Raw genomic sequence first — 17981 nt, 5'->3', positions numbered from 1 at the left:
GGCCAGCCTAGGGCGAGAGCGGCCGGGCCCCGGATGCCGCGGGGAAGGCGTCGCGCAGCGCGCGACGCACCTCGAGGATGCCGGCCCGAGCCTGGGACGCCGTGCGCTGGGCGCTGAAGATCTCGCGCGTCGGCCGCCCAGGTAGATCGAGCAGCGCCACCGGTGGACGCGTCCCCTCCCAGAGGAGATCCGGCAGCACGGCGGCGGCCTGGCCCGCGGCCACGAGCCGGGCGTGCGCGGAGAGATCGGCGAGCTCGTAGCGCACGTCGGGCTCGTAGCCGGCAGCTCGGCACTGCTGCACCGCCCACAGCCGTGCCGCCGTGCCCGCGGGCTCCATCACCCACGGCCGCTCACGCAGGTCGCCGAGCGAGCGGGCCGGATCGGCGGGACCCACGGCGATGCGGATCGGATCGATGCCGAGCGTCTCGCGGTCCAAGCCGTCGGTGTGCGCGCGCGTGTGCCCGGGGTACTGCTCGGCGATGACGAGATCGACGCCGCGGGCCGTCAGCTCGAACAGCCCGAGCTCGGGCGGCATCTCGACGAGCTCGACGCGCAGCTGCGGAGCACGGACGGCCAGGAGGGCGAGCGCGGCGGGAACGATCGCGAGCGCCGCGGTCTGCATCACTGCGACGCGCACGGGCGCGAGCCCGGGGTGCAGCGACTCGAGCTCGCCACGGGCGCGCTCGTCGAGGTCGAGTGCACGAGCCGCGTGGGCGGCGAGGACGTGCCCGTGCTCGGTGAGTCGCACCCGGCGGCCCTCCGGCTCGAGGAGGGTCACACCGGCCTCCTTCTCGAGCAGCGCCAGCTGCTGCGAGATCGTCGACGGGCTGTACGAGAGCGCGTCGGCGACGGCGGTGAGGGTGCCGCGCAGCGCGAGCTCATGCAGCAGGCGCAGGCGTCGCAGCTCGAACATCGGCATCCCATCGAGAATCTCGAACGATACTGATCGTAGATCATCGCTTTTCACGAATGAATGGATGCCGCACCCTTGACCTCATGCAGCAAGTTGACCGTGCAATGCCCGGGGACGCGCAGGCTGGGCACGTCGAGGTGCAGGCTGGACTCACGGAGTCGATCGATGTGACGTCTGGAGTGCGCATGCAAGACGGAGTCGAGGAGCGTCTGGCCGCCGAGGCGGTGGCGCTCGCGCAGCGATGGGTGTCCGAGAGCGCCGAGGTCGAGGTCGACCCGGCGGCCGAACGGCTCGCCGGCGTGCTGAAGGACCCCAACGGGCTGCCGTTCACGATCGGCTTCGTGGACGGCGTCATGCGGCCCGAGAGCCTCTCGGCCGCGGCATCCCATCTGCACCGCGTCGCGCCGCTCGTGCCCGACTTCCTGCCGTGGCACCTGCGCGGTGCCGTCCGGCTCGGTGGCGCGGTCGCGCCCGTGCTGCCGTCGCCGGTCGTGCCGATCGCGCGGCGAGTGCTGCGCGGCATGGTCGGCCACCTCGTCGTCGACGCGCGCCCCGACAAGCTCGGGCCGGCCATCGCGACGCTGCGCGAGAGCGGGGCGCGGCTCAACCTCAACCTCCTGGGCGAGGCGGTGCTCGGCGAGAAGGAGGCGCTGCGACGGCTCGAGGGCATCCACGAGCTCATCCGCCGTCCCGACGTGGACTACGTGTCGGTCAAGGTCTCCGCCATCGCCAGCCACATCTCGATGTGGGCGTTCGACGAGGTCGTCGACAAGGTCGTCGAGCGACTGCGTCCGCTGTACCTCACCGCCGCGACCGATGGCACGTTCATCAACCTCGACATGGAGGAGTACCGCGACCTCGATCTCACGATCGCCGTGTTCACGCGGCTGCTCGAAGACCCGCGGCTGCGCCTGCTCGAGGCGGGCATCGTGCTGCAGGCCTACCTGCCGGACGCGCTGCCGGCGCTCGAGCAGCTCACCGCCTGGGCGCAGCAGCGCGTCGCCGCCGGCGGAGCGCGCATCAAGGTGCGCCTCGTGAAGGGCGCGAACCTGGCGATGGAGCGCGTGGACGCGATCATGCACGACTGGAGCCTCGCCACCTACGGCGAGAAGGTCGACTCGGACGCCAACTACATCCGGTGCCTGCGCTACGCGCTGCAGCCGGCGCGCACCGCCGCCGTGCGCATCGGCGTCGCGGGCCACAACCTCTTCGACATCGCCTACGCGTGGCTGCTCGCCCGATCGCGCTCGCTGAGCCTGAGCGGCGCGTCGCCGGATGTGGAGTTCGAGATGCTCCTCGGCATGGCGCAGGGCCAGGTGCAGGCGGTCACGCGCGAGGTCGGCCACGTGCTGCTGTACGTCCCGGTCGTGCGTCCCGACGAGTTCGACGTGGCGATCAGCTACCTCGTGCGCCGCTTGGAGGAGAACGCGTCCAGCGACAACTTCCTCTCGGCCGCGTTCGACCTGGCCGACGAGCCCGCGATGTTCGAGCGGGAGCGCGACCGCTTCCTCGGCTCGCTCGCGCGCGCCGGCGATGCCGGGCTCGCCACCGGGCCGAACCGATCGCAGGACCGTGCCGCCGAGGAGGCCGCAGCAACCGCGGCCGACGGAGCCGAGTCGATCGACCGCACCGACTCGCCGCGGGCGCAGGCGCGCCTGCGCCGTGCCGCAGCCACCGCCGACGAGGCGGGTCTGACCCAGGCGGTGATCGGGATCGCCCGCTCCGCCGCGCCCGGCGACACCGCGCCGCTCGAGCGCGCAGTGCCCGAGCAGGTGTTCGGCGCCGAGGCGTTCGTCGAGACGGCGGTCTTCGCACCGCGCGAGGGCGGCGTCCGGGCCGCCGGAGCCCCGGGGTTCCGGAACACGGCCGACAGCGACCCCGCACTGCCGGGCAACCGCGCGTGGGCTCGCGACATCCTGTCGCGCGTCGAGACCTCCCGCGCGGGCGACGCGACCATCGCTGCCGCGCGTGTCACCGACGAGCCCGCGCTCCAGGACATCGTGGGGGGCGTGCGCGCTGCGGCGGCGGGCTGGGGCGCCCTGCCCGCCGCGGACCGCGCCGGCGTGCTGGCCGCCGCCGCGAAGGCCCTCGAGGCCCGCCGCGGCGAGCTCATCGAGGTCGCGGCCTCCGAGACCGGCAAGGTCTTCGCCGAGGCCGACGTCGAGGTGAGCGAGGCCGTCGACTTCGCGAACTACTACGCGGCGACCGCGCGCGAGCTCGACCGGGTGAGCGGCGCGGTGTTCGAGCCGGCGCGGCTCACCGTCGTCACCCCGCCGTGGAACTTCCCGATCGCGATCCCCGCGGGCGGCGTGCTCGCCGCGCTCGCCGCGGGGTCGGGCGTCGTGTTCAAGCCGGCGCCCCAGGCCCGGCGCTGCGCCGCCGTGGTCGCCGAGGCGCTGTGGGATGCCGGGGTGCCGCGCGACGTGCTGGCCCTGGTCGACATCGACGAGGGCGGGCTCGGGCAGACGCTCCTCTCGCACCCCCACGTCGACCGGGTCATCCTCACCGGTGCATGGGAGACGGCGGCGCTGTTCCGATCCTGGCGGCCCGACCTGCCGCTGCTCGCAGAGACCAGCGGCAAGAACGCCATGATCGTCATGCCGACCGCCGACCTCGACCTCGCGGCATCCGATCTGATCAAGAGTGCATTCGGTCACGCGGGGCAGAAGTGCTCGGCGGCGTCGCTCGCGATCCTCGTCGGACCGGTCGGTCACTCGCAGCGCTTCGCGCGTCAGCTGGTGGATGCCGCGACCTCGCTGCGGGTGGGGCCGCCGTCCGACCCGCTCAGCGAGGTCGGGCCCGTCGTCGAGGCGCCGCGCGGCAAGCTCCGGTGGGCGCTCACCACGCTCGACGAGGGGGAGTCCTGGCTCGTCCAGCCCCGTCAGGTCGACGGACCGCCCGAGTATGCGGGCCGGCTCTGGACGCCCGGCATCCGCACGGGCGTGCAGCCGGGGTCGCGCTTCCACCAGGAGGAGTTCTTCGGGCCGGTGCTCGGGATCATGCACGCGTCATCGCTCGCGCACGCGATCGAGCTGCAGAACGCCGTGTCGTACGGGCTCACGGCGGGCCTCTACACGCAGCACCCCGGCGACCTGGCCCTGTGGCTCGACCGGGTCGAGGCCGGCAACCTCTACGTCAACCGCGGCATCACCGGCGCTATCGTGCAGCGGCAGCCCTTCGGCGGCTGGAAGCGGTCATCGGTGGGAGCCGGCGCGAAGGCCGGCGGCCCGAACTACCTCGTCGGACTCGGCCGCTGGCGCGCGACCACCGGTGCGCCGCCGTCGGCGACGCTGCACCTGCGCGGGCTCGACACCCGCATCGCCGCCCTCATCGAAGCCGCCCAGCCGTCGCTGGACTACGAGGCGTTCGAGTGGCTGCGCCGCGGCGCGCTCTCGGACGCGATCGTGTGGGATCGCGAGTTCGGGCAGGTGAAGGACGTCTCCGGCCTCGGCATCGAGCGCAACCTGTTCCGCTACCGCCCGATCCCGGCCGTCGCGCTGCGGGCGACGGCGGACGCCTCGTGGCAGGCGGTGCTGCGCGTGGTGGTCGCCGGACTCCGGGCGGGCTCCGGTCTGACGCTGAGCACACCCGTCGGGCTCCCGGCCGCCGTGCGTCGCGTGCTCGCCGACGAGGACGTCGCCGTGTACGTCGAGACCGACGAGCAGTGGCTGCAGCGCATCGTGGTGGGCGACGACCTCATGGCGGCCGTCGCCGACGCGGACCCGGCTCCCCGGCCGTCGCGCGCGCGCCTCATCGGCCCGCGGGAGTCCGTCGCGGCGCTGCACGCCACGGTGGCAGCGGCTGTGGGCGGCGACCCCGACCTCGCGATCTACGACAACGAGGTCACCACCGCCGGGCGGCTCGAGCTGCTCCCGTTCCTGCGTGAGCAGTCTGTGACGATCACGGCGCACCGCTTCGGCAACCCCGACCCCTGGTCGGAGGCGGTCATCTGACGAAGGATCGCGGATGCCGCGGGCGGCGGCACCCGTGATCCTCCACGGCGCTAGTCGGCCGTGGTGTCGGCGAAGCCGGTCGATTCGCGCCGCACGATGCGGAAGGACGGCTTGACGGTCTCGGGCGGCCGGCGCTCGCCCTTCTCCTTGATGCGCGCGATGAGCCGGTCGACCGCGATGGCCGCGATCTCGGCGCGGCCGGTGTCGACCGTCGACATCGAGGGGACCGAGTAGTTGCTCTCGTCGATGTTGTCGAAGCCGATGACGGCGACGTCGTCGGGAACGCGCAGGCCCTCCTCGCGCAACGCGCGCAGCACGCCGAGGCCAAGGGTGTCGTTGAGGGCGAACACGGCGTCGAAGTCCACGCCCTCGCGGACCATGAGGTGGGTTGCCGCCGCGCCGCCGGCCCGGTTCCAGCGGAGCATCGCGGTCGGGCGGACGAGCTCCGGATCGAGCGGGATACCGGCCTGCTCGAGGGCACGCAGGTAGCCCTTCAGGCGCAGATTCGCCGAACTCGCCTCGTCGCGGCCGTGCAGGTCGGCGCCGACCAGCGCGATGCGTCGGCGCCCGATCTCGAGCAGGTGCTCCACCGCCGCCTGAGACGACGAGGTGTTGTGCATGGTGACGTGGTCGGTGGGTCCGCCGAAGATGCGTTCGCCGAGGAGCACGAGCGGTCCGTCGACGGCGAGCGCTTCGGCATCGTCCTGTCCGAGGCTCACCGGGCTGAACAGCAGGCCGTCCAGGAAGCGTGGACGGTTGCCGGTGACCGCGCGCAGCTCGGCCTCGCGCTCGCCGCTGGTCTGCTCCACCATGACACCGAGGCCGCGCTTCTCGGCCGCTCTGATCACCTCGTCCGCGAGTTCGGCGAAGTAGTTCTCACGCAGGGACGGCACAGCCAGCCCGATGACACCTGTGCGGCCGGACCGCAGCCCCCGCGCCGAGAGGTTCGGACGGTAGTCGAGCTGCTCGATCGCTTCATTGACGCGATCGCGCGTGCCGGGTCGGACGTGCGGATAGTCGTTGATGACGTTCGACACCGTCTTGATCGAGACGCCGGCCACTCGGGCGACGTCATGCATCGTTGCCCCCATCGATGCTCCCGCCTTCCCATGTGCGATCTCTGCACTCTACTGCGTTCCCCAGTCGGCGAGCGGTGGCCGTCGAGGGAGCCGCAGAGTGTATGCGACGTCGCAATGCAACGTTGTAAAGAAGTGTATCGTGCCCGCGCTGCGCGTCATGGCGGACCCACCATGCGCCGAGGACGGAGTCCGGACGCGATCCCTTCCGTCGACTCCCGCCTCGCGTCGCGCCGCGGCCACCGCCCGCCATCTGCTCGACGCGGCTCGCAACGCGATCGCGACCGGGGCCGGAGCTCGCGCCGGAGCTCGCGGCCTATCGCGATGAGGCGTACGCGGCCCTGTCGGCGCTCCTGGCCCGCCTGGGCAGCGCGCCGGTCACCTACTGACGGCAGAAGTTTCGCCCGCCGCCCAGAAATTCCCGCCGGCGTCTTGACAGCCGATGCGGCCGGTGGGAAAGTGACTACAACGTTGCTCTACAACGTTGTAGACCACCTGGACCGACCGTCGCCACCCGGGGCGGACCGGCCCTCGGAACGGTCGTGCACCGACGAAGAAGTCAGCAATACCGAAAGGAAACTCCAGTGAAGACGAAGCCTGTCCTTGCTGCAGTCACAGCGCTCGCCCTGGTCGGCGCTCTGGCTGCCTGCACCGCCGGAGGTGGCGGCGACAATGCCGACGGCGGCGGCAACGACGACGCGAACTGCACGAATTCCATCCCCAAAGAGGATCTGCCGGTCGTCACCATGTGGGCCTGGTACCCCAACATGGAGCTCGTCGTCGACAACTTCAACGAGCAGAACGACGAGGTCCAGGTCTGCTGGACGAACGCCGGTGCGGGCGGTGACGCCTACGACAAGTTCCAGACCGCGATCTCAGCCGGCAGCGGCGCCCCCGACGTCATGATGGTCGAGGCTGACCGGATCGCGACCTTCCAGGCGCAGGACGCCCTGGTCGAGCTGAACGACCTCGGCTACGAGGACGTGAAGGACAACTTCAGCGAGGGCGCGTGGAAGGACGTCTCCGTCGGCGACGGCGTCTACGGCGCTCCGGTCGACGGCGGCCCGATGGGCATGATCTACCGCACCGACATCTTCGATCAGTACGGCATCACTCCGCCCACCACGTGGGCTGAGCTCGAGACTGCTGCGCAGACGGTGAAGGATGCCGGGGGCCCGGTCTTCGCCAGCTTCGCCGCGAACCAGCCCGCCGAGGTCACGGCGCTGATGTACCAGAACGGCGCGCAGCCGTTCGAGTACGACCCCGCCAACGAAGGTGAGATCGGGATCGACCTCAACAGCGCCGAGGTCAAGGAGGTCCTCGACTACTGGAGCGGACTTGTCGAGAAGGATCTTGTCGGCACGGAGGACCAGTTCACGCCCGAGTACATCGCGGGTGTCATCAACGGCGACTACGCCACCTACCTCTCGGCCGCCTGGGCTCCGGGCTACCTCCAGGGCGCGGGCGTCGGCGAGGGCGCGGATGCCGGTGTCTGGGCGACTGCCCCGATGCCGCAGTGGGATGCGAGCAACCCCATCGCCATCAACTGGGGTGGCTCCGCCTTCTCGGTGTCGAGCCAGGCGAGCGACCCCGACCTCGCGGCCCAGGTGGCGTTCGGCGTCTACGCGGACCAGGCTTCGCTGGACGACGGCTGGCAGAACCAGATCATCTTCCCGCTGAACGTCAACGTGCTGGAGTCTCCGGAGTTCCAGGACTACGAGGTGCCCTTCTTCGGCGGCCAGCAGGCCAACAAGGAGGTGTACGTGCCGGCGGCCAATGCCTACGAGGGCATGACCTACACGCCGATCGGCCAGTACTACTACTCGCAGCTCACGGAGCAGATCGCCCGCATCAACGAGGGGTCCGCAACCGGCTCCGAGGCGGCGGACGCCCTGCAAGAGGCCGTCGTGGCATATGCGGAGGAGCAGGGCTTCACCGTCAAGTGACGTGACCGCAGGGCCGGTCCGTGCTCCTGCGGACCGGCCCTCGGCCATCCCCTGCCAGACCTGGAGAAATCATGACTGCGTCAACCGCAACTCCCGCGAAGACGAAGCCCAGAAGGTCGACCACGCGGCGCCAGAACCTTTACGGCTGGCTCTTCGTCGGACCCTTCGGGATCGTCTTTCTCGCCCTTCTCATACTCCCGATCGGGTTCGCGCTCTATCTGAGCCTGTTCCAGAAGTCCCTCATCGGCGGGACGAGGTTCGTTCTCTTCGGGAACTACGTCAAGGCCTTCAGCGACCCGTCCTTCCTCGACGGCATGTGGTTCGTCATCCGGTTCTCGCTGGTGCTCATTCCGCTGCAGATGGCGATTTCGCTCGCGATCGCTCTGATCCTCGACATCGTGATCACACGGTTCGCGCGATTCTCGCGCCTGATGATCTTCATGCCCTACGCGATCCCGACCGTGATCGGTGCCCTGATGTGGGGGTTCCTCTACAGCGACAACTTCGGTCCCCTCGCGGAGATCTTCGAAAGTTTCGGCAGGCAGGCCCCTGATTTCCTGAGCAGCAGCCTGATCTTCTACGGCCTGCTCAACATCGTCACCTGGCAGTGGGTCGGCTACTACATGATCATCCTGTACGCCGCGCTGCAGGGCATCGATCCGACGCTCTACGAGGCCGCTCGCATCGACGGCGCATCCCAATGGCAGATCGTCCTGCGGATCAAGATCCCGCTGCTCTCTCCAGCCCTGCTGCTGATCCTGGTGTTCGCCCTCATCGGCACCCTGCAGTTCTTCAACGAGCCCCAGATCCTGCAGCAGCTGGCCGCCGGAGCGATTCCCAACGACTTCACGCCGAACATGTACGCCTACCAGCAGGCGTTCTCGCTGGCGAACTACAACTACGGCGCGGCGATCTCGTTCGCGCTCGGGGCGGTCGTCTTCCTGTGCGTCTACATCTTCCTGTTCGCCACCCGCAAGCGAGGGAGCTTCTTCTCATGACCGTCACACCCATGGAGCTCACCGGCACGAACCCGAAGCCCCGGAGGCGCCTCGAGCGTCGAACGACTCCGCAGAAGCGCGGCCGCATCCCGATGAACATCGTGCTCGCGCTGCTGATGGTGTACTTCCTGATCCCGTTCTGGTGGCTCATCGTCAACAGCTCGAAGAGCTCGGCCGGTCTGTTCGGCGGCGGCAGTGCGCTCTGGTTCTCGGACGACATCGACTACATCGGCAATCTGGTCGAACTCTTCACCTACAGCGGGGGCATCTACGCACGGTGGCTGGCGAACTCCGCCCTCTACGCGATCGCCGGCGGCGTCGGCGCGACGGTGCTCGCCGTGCTGGCCGGCTACGGATTCGCGAAGTACAGCTTCACCGGCCGGCGTGCCGCGTTCGCGATCCTGCTGGGTGCCGTCATGATCCCGACGACGGCCCTCGTCATCCCCACCTTCGTGCTGTTCGCCCAGGTCGGCTGGACGAACACCATCTGGGCGGTGATCTTCCCGAGCCTGCTCAATCCGTTCGGGGTCTACCTCATGAACGTGTACGCGCGTGATGCGGTGCCCGACGAGCTTCTGGACGCCGCACGCGTCGACGGCGCGGGCGAGTTCAGGACGTTCCTGCAGGTGGCGCTGCCGCTCCTCCGCCCGGCGATCGTGACGGTGGTGCTGCTGTCCGTCGTGGCGTCGTGGAACAACTACTTCCTCCCGCTCGTGATGCTGTCGGACAACCGCCTCTTCCCGGTCACCGTCGGCATCGGGCTCTGGCAGTCCACCGCATCCACATACGGGGCGGCAGGCGGGCAGAGCCTGTGGAGCATCATCATCCTCGGCGCGCTCGTCTCCGTGATCCCGCTCATCATCGCGTTCCTCGGGCTTCAGAAGTACTGGCAGGGCGGGCTGTCGATCGGAAGCCTCAAGTGACCGCGCGGCACACGCCCCTGCCCCTTTCCCTCGTCGTTGGAAGAGAAGAATGAACCGAGCACACCTCACCCTCGACCCGCAGTTCACGATCGGACCCGTCGATCGCCGCCTCTTCGGCTCGTTCGTCGAGCACCTGGGCCGTTGCGTGTACGACGGCATCTACGAGCCGGGGCATGAGAATGCCGACGAGGACGGCTTCCGCACCGACGTCATCGAGCTCGTGCGCGAACTCGGGGTCTCGACCATCCGGTACCCGGGCGGCAACTTCGTGTCGGGCTACCGCTGGGAGGACGGCGTCGGGCCGCGGGAGGAGCGACCGCCACGGCTCGACCTGGCCTGGCACTCGACCGAGAGCAACGAGATCGGCCTCGACGAGTTCGCGACCTGGCTGAAGAAGGTCGACAGCGAGCTGATGTACGCGGTCAACCTGGGCACGCGTGGGGTGCTCGAGGCCCTCGACGTCCTCGAGTACGCCAATCTGCGCTCGGGCACCCATTGGGCGCAGCGACGGGTCGCGAACGGGCATCCCGAACCGCACGGCATCCGGATGTGGTGCCTGGGCAATGAGATGGACGGCCCGTGGCAGCTCGGCCACAGCACGGCTGAGGAGTACGGCAGGCTCGCGGCGAAGACAGCGAGCGCGATGCGGCAGATCGATCCCGATCTCGAGCTCGTCGTCTGCGGCAGCTCGAGCGCGCAGATGCCGACGTTCGGCGACTGGGAGCGTGTGGTCCTCGAGCACACCTACGACGACGTCGACTTCATCTCGTGCCACGCCTACTACGAGCCCAAGGGCGACGACTACGGCAGCTTCCTCGCGTCGGGCGTCAACATGGACCGCTTCATCGAGGCTGTCGTCGCGACGGCAGATCACGTCAAGGCGACCCGTCGCAGCGACAAGACCATCAACATCTCGTTCGACGAGTGGAACGTCTGGTACCAGTCCCGCTACAACGAGGTGGACAAGATCACCGACGTGGCCGAGTGGCCGGTCGCGCCGCGGCTGCTGGAGGACTCGTACTCAGTGCTGGATGCCGTCGTACTGGGCAGCCTCATGATCTCGCTGATCCGCCACGCCGACCGGGTGACCGCCGCCAGCCTCGCGCAGCTCGTCAATGTGATCGCGCCGATCATGACCGAGCCGGGCGGCCCCGCGTGGCGGCAGACCACGTTCCACCCGTTCTCGCTCACCTCGAGACTGGCCCGCGACGTCGCGCTCGAGCTCAAGCTCGACAGCCCGACTTACGACACCCCGCTCTACGGCGAGGTGCCGGTCGTCGACGCCGTCGCGACCCACGACGCGGCCGGCGGCGGAACGACGGTCTTCGCCGTGAACCGCAGCCTGACGGAGGAGGTCACACTCGACATCGACACCCGTGCGGTGGGTGCTATCGGCGACGCGCGGGCGACGTCGCTCTTCGACGGCGACATCCACGCGGCGAACACCCTGGATGATCCCGAACGCGTCACCCCGCGGGAGAACACCTCGGTGAGGGTCGGCGAGGGCACGGTCAGCATCACGCTGCCGCCTGTCTCGTGGACGGTTCTGACGCTCGACTGAGCGCAGCCGACCGATCCGTCTCAGACGTGCACACAGAGGAGGAGAGTCGATGACGCCGCACGGCATGCTCCGTGTCGACGGGACCCGCATCGTGGCCGACGACGGGCCGGTGACCCTGAGGGGGTTCGGGCTCGGCGGCTGGAACATGGCTGACGCCTTCTCGTTCGCCCACCGCCGGATCCGCGAAGGGCTGGCGACGATACTCGGGCGCGCGGCGCGCTAGCACGGGTGGTGTGATGGCGCGGGCCCAGCGGGTGACACTCAAGGAGATCGCCGCACAGACCGGGGTGTCGCTGACGACCATCTCGAAGGTGCTCAACGGTGCGGCCGACGTGTCGTCGGCGACGCGCGCCCTCGTCGAGGAGCAGCTGCGCAGGAGCGGCTATCGACGCCGGAAGAGCAAAGAGCGGCGCGAGTACATCGAGGTGGTGCTGCACGAACTCGACGGCGACTGGGCACTCGCCGTCATCGAAGGGGTTCGCGAGAGCGCCGCCGAGGTGGGCCTGGCGATCTCACTGTCGGTCAGCGGCGACAGGCGTGCGCCCGGACCCGAGTGGATCGATGCCGTCGTGCGCCGCGGACCTACCGGGATCATCCTGCTGTTCGCCGATGTGCCTCCGCAGGGTCGCGCAACGCTCAAGGCGCGAGGCATCCCGTTCGTCACCATCGATCCGGCAGGGGACCCGGCACCCGGCATCCCCTCCGTCGGGTCGGCGAACTGGTCCGGCGGTCTCGCGGCGACGAGGCACCTGCTGGAGCTGGGACATCGCCGGATCGCGGCGATCACGGGTCCCGAGGATGTCATGTGCTCCCTGGCGCGACTCGATGGCTACCGAGCGGCGATGACCTCCGCCGGGCTGGCGATCGAGCCGGAGTGGATCCGCTACGGCGACTTCCGGCGTGAGGGGGGCGAGAGGCATGCCTCCGAGCTGCTGCGACTCGCCGATCCGCCGACCGCGATCTTCGCGGGGAACGATCTGCAGGCCCTAGGTGTGGTGTACGCGGCGCAGGCGAGGGGAATCGCGGTGCCGAGCGGGTTGTCTGTCGTCGGCTACGACGACCTTGCGATCGCCGAGCTCGCGAGCCCGCGGCTGACGACCGTTCATCAGCCGCTTCGCGAGATGGCCGAGCAGGCGACGAAGCTGCTTCTCCAGCTGCTCGACGAGCCGCGGCCGGACGTCACCCGGGTCGAACTGGCCACGACTCTCGTCGTCCGCGATTCGACGGCCGCGCCCGCTCGATAGCTCGATGCAGAGCGTCAGACTGCGTGCGAGAAGGATGCCGGCAGTCGCTGCAGGCCTCGCACGAAGGCCGTGCGGGCGCCAGGCTACCGCCGATCCACGACGTTGTGAAGCGCCGTTTACGACGTTGTACTTTTCCCTTGACCAGATGTGACCGGCTCTGCAAGAGTGAGCGAGGACGGGAATTACTACGTTGTAAATGCGCGCGCTTCGCTGCGCGCCCGCCCGTCTCAGCCAGTCGGCCCCGGGGGCCAGCGTGCTCCCGGAGCCGGTCGAGTCACACGAGATGAGGAATCGATGGAGATCACATCCGAGGACCGGCGCTCCCGCCGGTTCGGGAGAGCGAGACGAGCCGTTGCCGTCGTGACTGCTGCAGTCCTGGCACTCACCGGGCTGATGGCGGCCGCGCCGGCGAGCGCGGCGGACCCCTGGATCGCGCAGCAGGAAGGCGGATATCTGCGGATCGCCGTCCCCAACGCCGCCGTCGAAGCCGCGGTCGGGCCGGTGTCGCAGGTGGTCGTCGAGGGCAATTTCGGACCCTCGCACAACTGGGCGCAGATCGGGCTGCAGCGCAGCGGCGCCAACTGGACCGCGACGTACGGGCCCTTCGAGCCCGGCCTGTACTACTACCAGGTCACGGGGGACGACAGCAAAGTCCTGAAGGACACGAGCAACCCGACGAGCGTCGCATCCGAACCGGAGTGGAGCACGTTCTTCATCCCCGGCGAGTCGGCGGCGCTGCTGGCGGATGCGCCCGAGCAGGCCGGCGTCGTCCAGACGCTCTCGTACGCCAGTTCCGTCGCGGGCGAGGAGCGCGAGGCGCTCGTCTGGGTTCCGCCGACCTACCGGCCCAAGGGGAAGAAGCTGCCCGTGCTGTACCTCCAGCACGGTGGCGGCCAGAGCTACCGCGACTGGGTCGAGGTGGGGCGTGCGGAGCAGATCCTCGACAACCTGTGGCTGCGGGGCCAGCTCGAAGACATGCTCGTCGTGATGGGCAACGGCAACGTCGACGACTTCTCGGCTGAGCTGCTCGAGAACATCGTCCCCGCGGTCGAGCGGACCTACAACGTCTCACCCTCCAAGAACCATCGGGCGCTCGCGGGCCTGTCGATGGGCGGGGGCCAGGCATTCGAGGTGTTCAGCGAGCACCCGGGCGAGTTCGACGCGATCGGCACGTTCGGAGCCGGACGCTTCGGCGACCTCGACGCCATCCCCGTCGACAGGATGAACGACCGAACCGAGCTGTTCCGCGTCTATGTCGGCAACAAGACCGACATCGCGCACAACGACGTCTACGACTCGTTCCAGAAGTTCGACGAGCTCGGACTGGACTATCAGTTCGACGGTGTGAACCCGGATGCCGGACACAACTGGAACGCCTGGCAGGAGAACCTCATCGATTTCGCGCCGCGGCTGTTCGCCGGTGTGGCATCCGACCCCGCCATGAGCGAGGGGCACACGGCGCTCACGGAGCGCTTCGAGCCGCCCGCCGCGGGCACGACGCCCACACCGTGGCTCACCGGGGACGACTTCGTGACGTTCGAGACGACGACCGACTTCGCCGATGCCGAGTACGTCTCGGTGTGGGCGAACTGGGCGCCCGGTGGCAGCTGGCTGCGGGTGGAGATGAACAAGGTCGGTGATCGCTGGAGGGCGACCGTCGGCCCGCTCGAGGAGAAGTTCTACCACTATCGGCTCATCGTCGATCGTCAGTCCGTCAAGGACACGTCCAACCCGACGAAGGTGACATCGGAGCCGGCGTGGAGCACCTTCCTCGTCCCCGGAGAGGGATCGCGACTGCTTGCCGACGTCGCCGAGGGTCAGGGCGGGGACCTGGACGTCATGACCTACGAGAGCACCGTGGCCGGCCAGCAGCGCAGTGCCTACGTGTGGACCCCGCCGGGATACGACCCCGACCGCGCCGAGCCCTATCCGCTGTTCGTGCTCAACCACGGCGGCGGTCAGAGCTGGACCGACTGGGTGGAGGTCGGGCGTGCACGCCAGATCCTCGACAACCTGTCGCTGGACGGCGCCATCGAGCCGATGGTCGTCGTGATGCCCAACGGCAACGTCGGGGACTACCCGCGGGAGCTGCTCGAGAACGTCGTACCGGTGACAGAGGAGCGCTACAACGTCAGCAGCGATCCCGCCGACCGGGCGCTGGCCGGGCTGTCGGCCGGCGGGGCGCGCACAGTGTCCGTGCTCAAGGCGCATCCCGGCGAGTTCGCCTGGATCGGGACCTTCGCAGCGGGCTTCGGCGGGACGGCAGGCGTCGACGTCGAGGCCATCAACGCGGGCACCGAGCTGTATCGCCTCTACACCGGTGACATCACGGACTTCACGTACGGGTCGGTGATGAACTCCCTTCCGGTGCTGGATCAGCTGGGCATCGATTACGAGTTCGACGGCGTGACGGTCGGCCCTCACGGGTGGGACGTCTGGCAGAAGAACCTCATCGACTTCGCCCCTCGGCTGTTCCAGGACCCGAACGGGTAGCGGGCGGCAGCCGAGCCGACGCGCCGCCGTCTTCCCTCACGGGGAGGCGGCGGTGCCGTACGTCGCAGGTTCGAGTGTCACGATATGTGCCTTCACAGGCGCTGAGTCCACACAACGTGGCACTCGAACCGAGGGCTCCGCCCGGACGGGGGCCTCGACGCGAGCTGATGCCTCGGCCCACGGCATCCTGGAAGACTGGGGCGGGTGAGCGCATATCGAGTGATCGGCCGGAGTGACGGCGTCGCCGTCCGCGCTTACGAGGAAGGCGACCTCGAGGCGTACCGCCGTTGGCTGCAGCCCGAGCAAGACTGGCACAGGTGGGATGGGCCGTACTTCCCGAAGCTCTCGTCGTCCGAGATCGACGAGCGCCTCGATCGGTTCCGCGGCCGCATCGCCTCGGGGGAGTATGCCGCCGAGTCACCTCTGGCGCGAGCCGTGATCGTGATGGACGAAGAGCCCGACGCGATGGTCGGCTCGATCTCGTGGCACTGGGAGTCCGAGGAGTCGGACTGGCGCCGCATGGGCCTGACCGTCTACGACCCCGCGACCCGGGGCCGCGGCGTGGGCACGGAGGCGCTGCGGATCTGGACCGACTACCTCTTCGCGGCGACCGAGGTCGTGCGTCTCGATTACTCCACGTGGTCGGGCAACTCGCGCATGCTCGGGGTCGGGCACCGGCTCGGCTTCGTCGAGGAGGCGCGCTTCCGCAACGCCCGCGAGGTGCGCGGCGCGCGCTACGACTCCGTCGTGATGGGTGTGCTGCGGGCTGAATGGGATGCTCTGCCGGTGCACGCGACACTCGCATGATCGGGCGACGGATGTCATGACGGATGCCGCTTCCCACGGCATCCGCGTCACCTGACCGGCTCGCCGATCAGTGCTGCGGGGGCGGGCGCGATCGAGGTTGATTCCGCGGGTCGGAGTTCGAGCGCGACGCCGAGCTGCGCGTTGCCGAAGCTCTCGGCAGCAGAGAGCCCGGCATGCCGAATACGGCGAGGGCCAGGTAGGAGCTCGCCGGTCCAGCGAGGGGTCGCAGACGAACATTCATGTCGGGTCCTCTCAGATGTGTAAAAGATTCTTGACATGCGCGGCAGACCGGCCTAAGTTCAGTGTCAAGAATCTTTTACACACTGCCGGGGGCATCTCATGGTCTACGAAGAGCGCAACATCTGGGCGAGCCTCATCGCGAGCGTGGTCGGGGTCGCTGTCTACGTGATCCTGGTCCTGCAGCAGGCGGGTGGCGGGCCGTTGACGGATGTCGACTGGGTGCCGCTGATGCTCTGGACGATCGGCGGCAGCATCGTCGCGGCGATCGTCATCAGCATCGTGTGGGGGATCCTCGCCGGCATGCGCGACCCCGACGGCGTCGGCACCAGCGATCAGCGCGACCGCGACATCAGCGCTATGAGCGGCAGGGTGGGCCAGGCGTTCACCGTCATCGCCGGTCTCGGCGTCATCGTGCTGTGCGCCTTCGAGGCGGACTGGTTCTGGATCGCGAACTGCATGTTCTTCGGCTTCGCCGCCTCGTCGATCATCGGCGGCATCGCGAGCGTCATCGCCTACCGCCGCGGGCTCGTCTGATGGTCAAGCCCACCAAGGTCACCAATTCGATCCGCGCCGTGCGCGAGGCGGCCGGCATCACCCAGGCCGAGCTCGCCCGCCGGATCGGCGTGACTCGACAGACCCTCATCGCCATCGAGCAGGGCAAGTACTCGCCCACGCTCGAGCTCGCCTTCCAGCTCTCCCGCGCCTTCGGCGTGGGTCTCGACGACCTCTTCGACTATCCGGAGGAATGACATGTCCGCGAACAGACCCACGGCACTCAGCACCGACCAGATGCCCGCCTGGACCCAGCATCGCTACGGCGAGGTCGAGGCCGTCGCGCGGGGGATGGTCGACATCCCCGCGCCCGGACGCGGCGAGGTGCTGCTGCACCTGCGCGCCACGGGCCTCAACAACGGCGACATCCGCGTGATGCGCGGCGAGCCGCTCCTCGTGCGTCTCGCGTTCGGTCTGCGCCGGCCGCGTCAGCCGGTGCGGGGGATGGATGCCGCGGCCACCGTGGTCGCGATCGGCGACGGCGTGACGCAGGTGGCCGTCGGCGATGAGGTCGTGGGGGAGCTGCCCGGCGGCGGCGGGCTCGCGCGCTACGCAATCTCACCGGCCGCTCGGCTCGTGCCCCGCCCTCCCGCTCTCGACGCCGTCGTCGCGGCGGCACTCCCGATCGCGGGCGGGACCGCGTGGCAGGCGCTCGAGCGCGGCGGCGCGGCATCCGGTCATCGCGTGCTGGTGATCGGAGCCTCGGGAGGCGTCGGCACGTTCGCCGTGCAGCTCGCGGTCCTGCGCGGCGCCGAGGTCTGGGCGCTGTGCGGTGAGCAGAACCGCGACCTCGTCGAAGGGCTGGGCGCGACGCGCACCTTGGACTATCGCCGTGTGCAGCCCGGTTCGCCGGAGCTCGAGGACGGCGCGTTCGACGTGGTCGTCGACATCGCCGGCACCGCGCCGCTGCGTGTGCTGCAGCGCCTCGTGCGCGACGGCGGCCGGGTCGTGCTCGTGTCGGGGGAGGGCGGTCGCCTGTTGGGACCGATGGGGCGGATCCTGGGCGCCTCCCTGCGCTCGATCGGCTCGCGACGGCCGCTTCGCCCGCTCGCGGCGACCGCGAAGCCCGACGTGCTCGCGGAGCTCATCGCCCTCGCCGCGGCCGGGTCGCTGCGCCCCGTCATCGAGCGGACGTTCCCGTTCGACGCCGCGCCCGCCGCGCTCGCCCACGTCGCCGCCGGGCACACGGTCGGGAAGGTCGTGGTGACGGCGGCCTGAGGCTGCCGCCGGGCCCACGCCCGGAGGCTTCGCACTGCGCGCCGGCGCTTTGTGGAA

14 protein-coding genes are annotated in these 17981 nt (G+C 69.4%); 12 read left to right on the top strand and 2 right to left on the bottom strand.

Annotation, left to right across the window (positions count from 1 at the left end; all coding sequences use genetic code 11):
* Positions 1–7: 7 nt before the first annotated feature.
* On the bottom strand, positions 8–913 hold the full coding sequence (locus MRBLMI12_RS06865; RefSeq protein WP_414686211.1) for a LysR family transcriptional regulator: 906 nt from the start codon (positions 911–913) through the stop codon (positions 8–10).
* A 185-nt stretch (positions 914–1098) separates the two neighbouring features.
* On the opposite strand from MRBLMI12_RS06865, the gene MRBLMI12_RS06860 reads away from it, so the two are divergent.
* Positions 1099–4866: a bifunctional proline dehydrogenase/L-glutamate gamma-semialdehyde dehydrogenase gene (locus MRBLMI12_RS06860; RefSeq protein WP_363355071.1), complete on the top strand. Its 3768-nt coding sequence runs from the start codon at positions 1099–1101 to the stop codon at positions 4864–4866.
* A gap of 50 nt (positions 4867–4916) precedes the next feature.
* On the opposite strand, the gene MRBLMI12_RS06855 is transcribed toward MRBLMI12_RS06860, so the two are convergent.
* A complete protein-coding gene (locus tag MRBLMI12_RS06855) occupies positions 4917–5945 on the bottom strand; it encodes a LacI family DNA-binding transcriptional regulator (protein ID WP_363355069.1) in 1029 nt (342 codons plus the stop codon).
* Positions 5946–6526: 581 nt separating this feature from the next.
* Between MRBLMI12_RS06855 and MRBLMI12_RS06850 the strand changes: the two genes are divergently transcribed.
* From MRBLMI12_RS06850 to MRBLMI12_RS06800, 11 genes are all read left to right on the top strand, one after another.
* Complete coding sequence (locus MRBLMI12_RS06850) at positions 6527–7888, top strand: ABC transporter substrate-binding protein (protein ID WP_363355067.1); 1362 nt, start codon at positions 6527–6529, stop codon at positions 7886–7888.
* Positions 7889–7959: 71 nt separating this feature from the next.
* On the top strand, positions 7960–8886 hold the full coding sequence (locus tag MRBLMI12_RS06845) for a carbohydrate ABC transporter permease (protein WP_349425338.1): 927 nt from the start codon (positions 7960–7962) through the stop codon (positions 8884–8886).
* The gene (locus tag MRBLMI12_RS06840; protein WP_349425337.1) at positions 8883–9809 is read left to right on the top strand and encodes a carbohydrate ABC transporter permease; all 927 of its coding nucleotides are present in this window, start codon (positions 8883–8885) and stop codon (positions 9807–9809) included. The genes MRBLMI12_RS06845 and MRBLMI12_RS06840 overlap by 4 nt, the downstream gene beginning before the upstream one ends.
* Positions 9810–9858: 49 nt before the next feature.
* A complete protein-coding gene (locus MRBLMI12_RS06835; protein WP_363355064.1) occupies positions 9859–11370 on the top strand; it encodes an alpha-N-arabinofuranosidase in 1512 nt (503 codons plus the stop codon).
* A 49-nt stretch (positions 11371–11419) separates the two neighbouring features.
* On the top strand, positions 11420–11593 hold the full coding sequence (locus MRBLMI12_RS06830) for a hypothetical protein (protein ID WP_363355062.1): 174 nt from the start codon (positions 11420–11422) through the stop codon (positions 11591–11593).
* A 13-nt stretch (positions 11594–11606) separates the two neighbouring features.
* A complete protein-coding gene (locus MRBLMI12_RS06825; RefSeq protein ID WP_363355060.1) occupies positions 11607–12614 on the top strand; it encodes a LacI family DNA-binding transcriptional regulator in 1008 nt (335 codons plus the stop codon).
* Between the two features lie 360 nt (positions 12615–12974).
* Complete coding sequence (locus MRBLMI12_RS06820) at positions 12975–15107, top strand: alpha/beta hydrolase-fold protein (RefSeq protein ID WP_363355058.1); 2133 nt, start codon at positions 12975–12977, stop codon at positions 15105–15107.
* Positions 15108–15311: 204 nt separating this feature from the next.
* Positions 15312–15914 (top strand): GNAT family N-acetyltransferase, encoded by a 603-nt coding sequence (locus MRBLMI12_RS06815; RefSeq protein ID WP_363355056.1) that lies wholly within the window; start codon positions 15312–15314, stop codon positions 15912–15914.
* Positions 15915–16253: 339 nt separating this feature from the next.
* The gene (locus tag MRBLMI12_RS06810) at positions 16254–16688 is read left to right on the top strand and encodes a hypothetical protein (protein WP_363355054.1); all 435 of its coding nucleotides are present in this window, start codon (positions 16254–16256) and stop codon (positions 16686–16688) included.
* Positions 16688–16903: a helix-turn-helix transcriptional regulator gene (locus MRBLMI12_RS06805; protein ID WP_349425330.1), complete on the top strand. Its 216-nt coding sequence runs from the start codon at positions 16688–16690 to the stop codon at positions 16901–16903. The genes MRBLMI12_RS06810 and MRBLMI12_RS06805 overlap by 1 nt, the downstream gene beginning before the upstream one ends.
* Position 16904: 1 nt before the next feature.
* Positions 16905–17924, top strand: coding sequence for an NAD(P)-dependent alcohol dehydrogenase (locus tag MRBLMI12_RS06800; RefSeq protein WP_363355052.1), 1020 nt, complete (start codon positions 16905–16907; stop codon positions 17922–17924).
* Positions 17925–17981 lie beyond the last annotated feature (57 nt).

The organism is Microbacterium sp. LMI12-1-1.1 (genome assembly GCF_040676455.1).
Lineage (GTDB): Bacteria > Actinomycetota > Actinomycetes > Actinomycetales > Microbacteriaceae > Microbacterium.
The sequence above is the reverse complement of the archived record's forward strand: the minus strand, read 5'-3'. Positions and strand labels throughout refer to the sequence as shown.